The organism is Frankia sp. CeRuru1 (assembly GCF_977966315.1).
The window spans coordinates 1-7,047 of sequence record NZ_CDWWEW010000266.1 but is presented as its reverse complement, the minus strand read 5'-3'; the positions used below and the strand labels follow the sequence as shown (position 1 = coordinate 7,047).

General features: G+C 70.4%; 6 protein-coding genes. All 6 read left to right on the top strand.

Annotation, left to right across the window (positions count from 1 at the left end; genetic code table 11):
• Positions 1-600, top strand: a 600-nt coding sequence (locus AC08OP_RS17410; protein ID WP_476615158.1) for a TauD/TfdA dioxygenase family protein, incomplete at its 5' end; no start/stop codon positions are given.
• A complete protein-coding gene (locus AC08OP_RS17405; RefSeq protein ID WP_476615157.1) occupies positions 597-1,610 on the top strand; it encodes a polyprenyl synthetase family protein in 1,014 nt (337 codons plus the stop codon). The genes AC08OP_RS17410 and AC08OP_RS17405, both read left to right, overlap by 4 nt.
• Positions 1,611-1,723: 113 nt before the next feature.
• On the top strand, positions 1,724-2,737 hold the full coding sequence (gene ptlA, locus AC08OP_RS17400) for a pentalenene synthase (RefSeq protein ID WP_476615156.1): 1,014 nt from the start codon (positions 1,724-1,726) through the stop codon (positions 2,735-2,737).
• Positions 2,738-2,826: 89 nt separating this feature from the next.
• Entirely contained in the window at positions 2,827-4,221 is a 1,395-nt protein-coding gene (ptlI, locus tag AC08OP_RS17395) for a pentalenene oxygenase (RefSeq protein ID WP_476615155.1), read from the top strand.
• A complete protein-coding gene (gene ispH / locus AC08OP_RS17390) occupies positions 4,218-5,216 on the top strand; it encodes a 4-hydroxy-3-methylbut-2-enyl diphosphate reductase (RefSeq protein WP_476615154.1) in 999 nt (332 codons plus the stop codon). The genes ptlI and ispH overlap by 4 nt, the downstream gene beginning before the upstream one ends.
• 29 nt (positions 5,217-5,245) lie before the next feature.
• A complete protein-coding gene (locus tag AC08OP_RS17385; protein ID WP_476615153.1) occupies positions 5,246-7,030 on the top strand; it encodes a 1-deoxy-D-xylulose-5-phosphate synthase in 1,785 nt (594 codons plus the stop codon).
• Positions 7,031-7,047 lie beyond the last annotated feature (17 nt).

The window sequence follows — 7,047 nt, the reverse complement described above, 5'->3', positions numbered from 1 at the left end:
TGGATGGACTGGCACACCGACTACTCCTTCCGCCCCCGCGTTTCCCAGATCGGCTTCCTGGAGGCAATCGAAGTGCCGTCATCCGGCGGCGGGGAGACCCTCTTCACCGACATGTACGCCCTATACGAGTCGCTGTCGCCTGATGAGCGCCGGCGTCTGCATTCCTACCGGGTCCGCCACGCCCTGCGCACCGGGTACGAGGAGACCATCGAGCAGGAGCTCCAGGGCGAGGTGTCCCTCGGCGAGAGCACCGAACAGATCCAACCCGAGGACGGCACCTCCACCATCCACCCGCTGATTGCCCGCAATCCGCGCACCGGCCGCCAGTCGGTCTACGTCAGCACCCTGAACACCAAGCGGATCGGGGGCCTCGCCCCCGACGACAGCCGCAAGCTGCTCGACGAACTGTTGTCGCACGCGGGTAAGCCCCAGTACACCTACGCCCACATCTGGCAGCCCGGGGACATCGTCATGTGGGACCAGCTCGGCACCATCCACGCCAAGCAGGCCTTCGACCCGGCCGAACGGCGCATCCTGCGTCAGGTCGTCAGTATCTTCGACGACCCAGCCGCCCCCTGGCACGCGGAGGTCGGCACATGAGCACTGCTCCCGCCTGCCTCAGCCACAGCCGGGTCACGATCACCCCGGCGCTGCGTGCCGCCGTCGACCGGCTCGACCACCGCTCGCGTCACCAGGCGGCCTACCACTTCGGCTGGATCACCGCCGACGGCACGCCCACCAGCGCTGAGGCGGGCAAGGCCGTACGGCCGGCGCTCGCGCTGCTGTCGGCCGAGGCGGTCGGCGCACCGCCGGAGGTCGCCCTGCCCGGCGCCGTCGCCGTGGAGCTCGTGCACAACTTCTCCCTGGTGCACGACGATCTGATGGACGGCGACGAGAAGCGCCGCCACCGGAGCACGGTGTGGAAGCTGTGGGGTGCCTCCAGCGCCATCCTGACCGGTGACGCGATGCTGGCGCTCGCTCAGGAGGTGCTGCTGGACACCGGGCTGCCGACGGCGGCGTCCGCCGCCCGGCTTCTGGCGCGCACCACCCGGCATCTAATCCGCGGCCAGGTCCAGGATCTGTCCTTCGAACAGCGTTCGTACGTCACGGCCGAAGAGTGCGTCGAGATGGCCGCCGGCAAGACCGGCGCGCTACTGTCCGCGAGCGCCGCGATCGGCGCCGTCCTCGCCGGGGCACCGGAGGCGACGGTAGACGCGCTGGCGCTCTACGGCGGCCAGGTCGGCGTCGCCTTCCAGCTCGTCGACGACGTTCTCGGCATCTGGGGCGACCCGGCCGTCACCGGCAAGTCGGTCCACTCCGATCTGCGTTCCCGTAAGAAGTCCCTGCCGGTGAGCCACGCACTGAACCAGGACGGCCCGCTCAGCGACGAGCTGGCTGCCTGGCTCACCACCCCTGGCGAACTCGACGAGGAGGAACTGCGGCGCGTGGCCGGCCTAATCGAGGGCGCTGGCGGCCGGGACTGGGCGCTGGCCGAGGCCGCCCGGCGGATGGCGCTGGCCGAGGACGCGCTGCGCAGTGTCGAGCTGGACGCCGGCGCGCGGGGCGAACTCCTCGCGCTCGGGCGGTTCGTCGTCGACCGCGAGGTCTGAGACCGGACCGGCCCCCGTATGGCCCCTTCTGACTCTCCGATCAGCGCAGCGCCCCCGCCAGGGCATCGCCATGCCCGCTGCGCCTCCGCAACCCACGCCCTAAGGATTTTCTCATGCCCCAGGACGTCGACTTCCACATGCCTCTGCCGGGCCGGCAGAGCCCGGATCACGCGCGGGCCGAAGCCGAGCAGCTCGCCTGGCCGCGGTCGCTCGGGCTAATCACATCCGAGGCGGCGGCGACGCGTCATCTGCGCGGCAACTACGCCGATCTGGCCTCCCGCTTCTATCCGCACGCCACCGGCGCCGACCTGGACCTGGGCGTCGACCTGATGTCGTGGTTCTTCCTCTTCGACGACCTCTTCGACGGGCCGCGCGGCGGGAACCCGGAGGAGACCAAACAGCTCACCGACGCGGTCGCGGCGGCGCTGGACAGCCCCCTCCCCGACACCGCGCCTCCCATCGCCCACGGCTTCGCCAACATCTGGCGGCGCACCAAAGAAGGCATGACACCCGCCTGGTGCGCGCGCAGCGCCCGGCACTGGCGCAGCTACTTCGACGGCTACGTCGACGAGGCGGAGAGCCGCTTCTGGAACACGCCGTACAACTCCGCGGCCCAGTACCTGGCCGTGCGCCGGCAGACCATCGGGGTGCAGCCGACGGTCGACCTCGCCGAGCGTGCGGGCCGCTTCGAGGTGCCGCACCGGGTCTTCGCCAGCGCCGTGCTCTCCGCGATACTCCAGATCGCCATCGACGTCAATCTGCTGCTCAACGACATCGCTTCGCTGGAGAAGGAAGAGGCCCGCGGCGAGCAGAACAACATGGTCATGATCCTGCGCCGGGAGCACGGCTGGTCCAAGGACCGCAGCGTCGCCCACATCCAGAGCGAGGTGCGCGCCCGCCTGGAGCAGTACCTCCTGCTGGAGTCCTGCCTGCCGCAGGTCGGCGACATCTACCAGCTCGACGAGGCCGAGCGCGAGGCACTAGAGCGCTACCGCAACGACGCCGTGCGCACCGTGATCCGCGGTTCCTACGACTGGCACCGCTCGTCAGGCCGCTACGACGCCGAGTTCGCGCTCGCCGCCGGTGCCCAGGGCTACCTGGAGGAGCTCGGCAGCATCGCCCACTAGTGCCGCACACCAACAACACGCACCGGCGCCCGGTCGTCGCGGCAGCACAGCTGTCAACAGATCAGTAGAGACGGGAAGTTGAGAATCGAATGACTGAGCAGAACACCTTCTCGGCAGGAGCGGCGCCCGGGGCGCTCCCCGTCGTGGGACACGCCCTCCAGATGATGCGTCACCCCGTGAACTTCATGACCTCGCTCTCGGCTCACGGCGACCTGGTTAAGATCAAGATCGGCCCCACCGCGGCCTACGTCCCGACCCACCCCGACCTGCTGCGGCACGTCCTGACCAACGACCGCATCTTCGACAAGGGCGGCGTCTTCTACGACCGAGCCCGCGACATCGCCGGCAACGGCCTGGTCACCTGCCCGTTCGCCGACCACCGTCGTCAGCGCCGGCTGATGCAGTCGGCCTTCACCCGCTCCCAACTCAAGCGGTACGCCGAGGCCATGCACGCCGAGATCGAGTCCACCGCCTCGCGCTGGCACGACGGCATGGTCTTCGACGCCTTCCCCGAAATGTACGGCATGGCCCTGCGCACGGTCGGCCGCACCCTCTACTCCACACCCGTCAGCCCCGAGCTGGGGGCGAAGGTGGAACGTTCCTTCGACGTCGTGCTCAACGGCCTGTTCCGGCAGATGTTCCTGCCGGCCTCGATCCGCCGGCTGCCCCTGCCGTCCCAGCGCCGCTACAAGAGCAACCTGGACTTCCTACACGAGACCACCCAGCAACTCATCGACGACTACCGCAGCTCCGGCACCGAGCGCGAGGACCTGCTCGCCGCCCTGATTACCTCCCGCGACGACGACGGTGGCCGGCTCGGCGACAAGGAGATCCACGACCAGGTCATTACCGTTATGGCGGCCGGCACCGAGACCGTCGCCGGCACCCTCACCTGGGTCTTCTATCTCCTCTCCCAGCACCCGGAGATCGAGGCCGCGCTCTACGACGAGATCGACACCGTCCTCGACGGCCGCGCCCCGCAGTGGGACGACCTGCCGAACCTCTCCCTGACCGACCGGATCATCTCCGAGACGCTGCGACTGCACCCGCCGGCCTGGCTGTTCACCCGCCTCACCGCCTCCCCGACCGAACTCGCGGGCCGTCAGCTACCCACCGGTTCCACTGTCGTCTTCAGCCCCGCCGCGGTCGCCCAGTACAAGGACGCCTTCGACAACCCCAAGAAGTTCGACCCCGACCGCTGGCTCCCGGACCGTATCGCGCCGGCCTCCCGCCACGCCTACGTGCCGTTCGGTACCGGCGCCCGCAAGTGCATCGGCGACCTCTACGCACGCACCGAGGCCGCCCTGGGGCTCGCCACGATCCTCGGCCGCTGGCGGGTCGCCTGCGAGCCCGGTATGGACATCCGCCCGGTCCCGCTGGCCACCGTCTACCACCCGCGCCGGCTGCGCCTGAGGCTGGACACACGCACCCCGCGCCAGATGACCTCCGCCGTCCCCGCACCGGCCGGGGGCGAGGCGAGGTGAGTAAAGGGAACGTCGTCCTTGCCAAGCCGCGCGGCTTTTGCGCGGGCGTACGGCGCGCCATCGGCATCGTCGAGCGGGCGCTGGACCTGCACGGGGCGCCCGTGTACGTGCGCAAGGAGATCGTGCACAACCACTACATCGTCTCTGAGCTGCAAAAGCGCGGTGCGGTCTTCGTCGACAGCGAGGAGGAGGTCCCGCAGGGCGCGCTCTGTGTCTTCTCCGCGCACGGCGTCTCCCCCAGAGTGCGCTCCGCAGCCGCCGGCCGACAGCTCGAAGTCATCGACGCCACCTGCCCGCTGGTCTCCAAGGTCCACCAGGAAGCGGTGCGCTTCGCCCGCGACGGCCGCACCATCCTCCTCGTCGGGCACGAGGGCCATGAGGAGGTCGAGGGCGTCCTCGGTGAGGCCCCCGACCGGATCGTCGTCATCGAGACCGAGGACGACGTACGGCGCCTCGGCCTGCCCGACGACACCCCGGTCGCCGTCCTCACCCAGACCACCCTCTCGTTCGACGAGACCGAGCGCGTCGTCGAGGCCCTGCGCGCCCGCTTCACCGACCTGATCACCTCTGGCGACGATATCTGTTACGCCAGCCAGAACCGGCAGAGCGCCGTCAAGGATCTCGCACGCGACAACGACCTAGTCCTGATCGTCGGCTCGCACAACTCCAGCAACTCGCTGCGCATGGTCGAGGTGGCCCGCGACCACGGCGCCGCCGCCCATCTGGTGCCCGACGAAGGGCACCTCGAAGCGGCCTGGCTGACGGACGTGTCGTCGGTCGGCATCAGCGCCGGGGCCAGTGCCCCGGAGATCCTCGTCGACGGGCTCGTCGCCCGGCTCGCCGAACTCGGCTTCGACCAGGTCGAGCTCCAGCGGGGCACCGCGGAGCACGTTGTGTTCTCCATGCCTGGCCGGCTGGCCGACCCGGTCACCGGCCGCGTCCCGCAGACACCGCTGGCCGGCGAGATCTCGCCCGCGCCCAGTGAGGTGCGATGAGTCCACCACTGGAGAAAGAGGGTTGCGCCATGCCACGCCTGGAGGAGATTCGGGGGCCGGAGGACCTGCGCGCCCTGTCCCCGCACGCGGCCCGCGGACTGGCGTCGCAGATCCGGCGGTTACTGGTGGACACCTGCACCGCCAACGGCGGCCACCTCGGCCCCAACCTCGGGGTCGTCGAACTGTCCATCGCCCTGCACCGCGTCTTCGACTCCCCCCGCGACAAGATCCTGTGGGACACAGGCCACCAAGCCTACGTCCATAAGATCCTCACCGGCCGCGCTGGCGCATTCGGCACGCTGCGCCGCACCGGTGGGCTGTCGGGCTACCCCTGCCGTGCCGAGTCAGAGCACGATGTCATCGAGAACTCGCACGCCTCGACCTCCCTGTCCTGGGCGGACGGCCTCGCCCGCGCCAACGCCCTGCTCGGGCAGAGCGACCGCGCCGTAGTCGCGGTGCTCGGCGACGGCGCGCTCACCGGGGGCATGGCCTGGGAAGCCCTCAACAACATCGCAGCGGCCCCCGAGCGCCCCGTCGTCGTGGTCCTCAACGACAACGGCCGCTCCTACGCCCCCACCGTCGGCGCCATTGCCGGACACCTCGCCGACCTGCGCGCGGGCGGCGTCCCGCAAGCCCTGTTCGAGAACCTGGGGCTCGCCTACGTCGGCCCGGTGGATGGCCATGACATCGAGGCCGTGGAGACGGCGCTGCGAGAGGCCGTAGCCCTGTGCAGGCCCGTGATGGTGCACTGCGTCACCGAGAAGGGCCGCGGCCATCTACCCGCCGAGCAGGCCGACACGGACCGCTTCCACGCCGTGCGCGCCGCCGCCCAGAAACCGGGAGGCGCACCCAGCTGGACGTCCGTGTTCGGCAGCGAGCTGGCCGACCTCGCCGCCGACCGGCCGGACGTCGTCGCCATCACCGCTGCCATGCTCGACCCGACCGGGCTCAGCGAGTTCGCCCGCCGCCACCCCGAGCGCGTCATCGACGTCGGCATCGCCGAACAGCACGCCGTGACCGCTGCCGCGGGGCTGGCCCTCGGCGGGGTGCACCCGGTCGTCGCGCTATACTCCACTTTCCTCAACCGGGCCTTCGACCAGCTCCTGATGGACGTGGCCTTGCACCGCGCCCCGGTAACCTTCGTCCTGGATCGGGCCGGCGTGACCGGTGACGACGGCCCCTCGCACAACGGCATGTGGGACCTGTCGCTGCTGAACCTGGTGCCCGGCCTACGGTTGGCTGCCCCACGCGACGCTGCCACCCTGCGCCGCGCCCTGCGAGAGGCCGTGGCCTGCGACGATGGCCCCACCGCCCTGCGCTTCCCCAAGGGCTCCAGCGGAGCGGACATCCCGGCCGTGGGCGTCTACGCCGGGCTGGACGTCCTGCACCGCAGCCAACGTCCCGACATTCTCTTGGTCTCCGTCGGCGCCGTAGCCGCCACCTGTGTCGACGTCGCCGAACGGCTGGCCGAGCGGGGCGTCGGCGTCACCGTCGTGGACCCCCGCTGGATCAAGCCGGTGCCGCCCGAGTTGACCGGGCTCGCCCTCGATCACCTGCTGGTCGCCACAGTCGAGGACAGCGGCCGGGTCGGCGGTGTCGGGGCGCGCGTCGCCCAGGCCCTGAGCGACGCCAAGTCGGGCCTGCCGGTGCACGTCTTTGGCATCCCGCAGCGATTCCTCGACCACGGTTCACGGGCCGACGTCCTGGAGGCCAGCGGCCTCACCTCCCACCATCTCACCCACGCGCTGATGGAGGCTCTTCCCTCCGGATGGCGGGCCCGGCAGGGAGCCGCTGCATCCCTCGCCGTCGGCTGACACCGAGCCTCCGACGG

What these genes read in the sequence shown, in the direction of transcription:
- AC08OP_RS17405 (WP_476615157.1), top strand. Translation starts at nt 597, where the DNA reads ATGAGCACTGCTCCCGCCTGCCTCAGCCACAGCCGGGTCACGATCACC.
- ptlA (WP_476615156.1), top strand. Translation starts at nt 1,724, where the DNA reads ATGCCCCAGGACGTCGACTTCCACATGCCTCTGCCGGGCCGGCAGAGC.
- ptlI (WP_476615155.1), top strand. Translation starts at nt 2,827, where the DNA reads ATGACTGAGCAGAACACCTTCTCGGCAGGAGCGGCGCCCGGGGCGCTC.
- AC08OP_RS17385 (WP_476615153.1), top strand. Translation starts at nt 5,246, where the DNA reads ATGCCACGCCTGGAGGAGATTCGGGGGCCGGAGGACCTGCGCGCCCTG.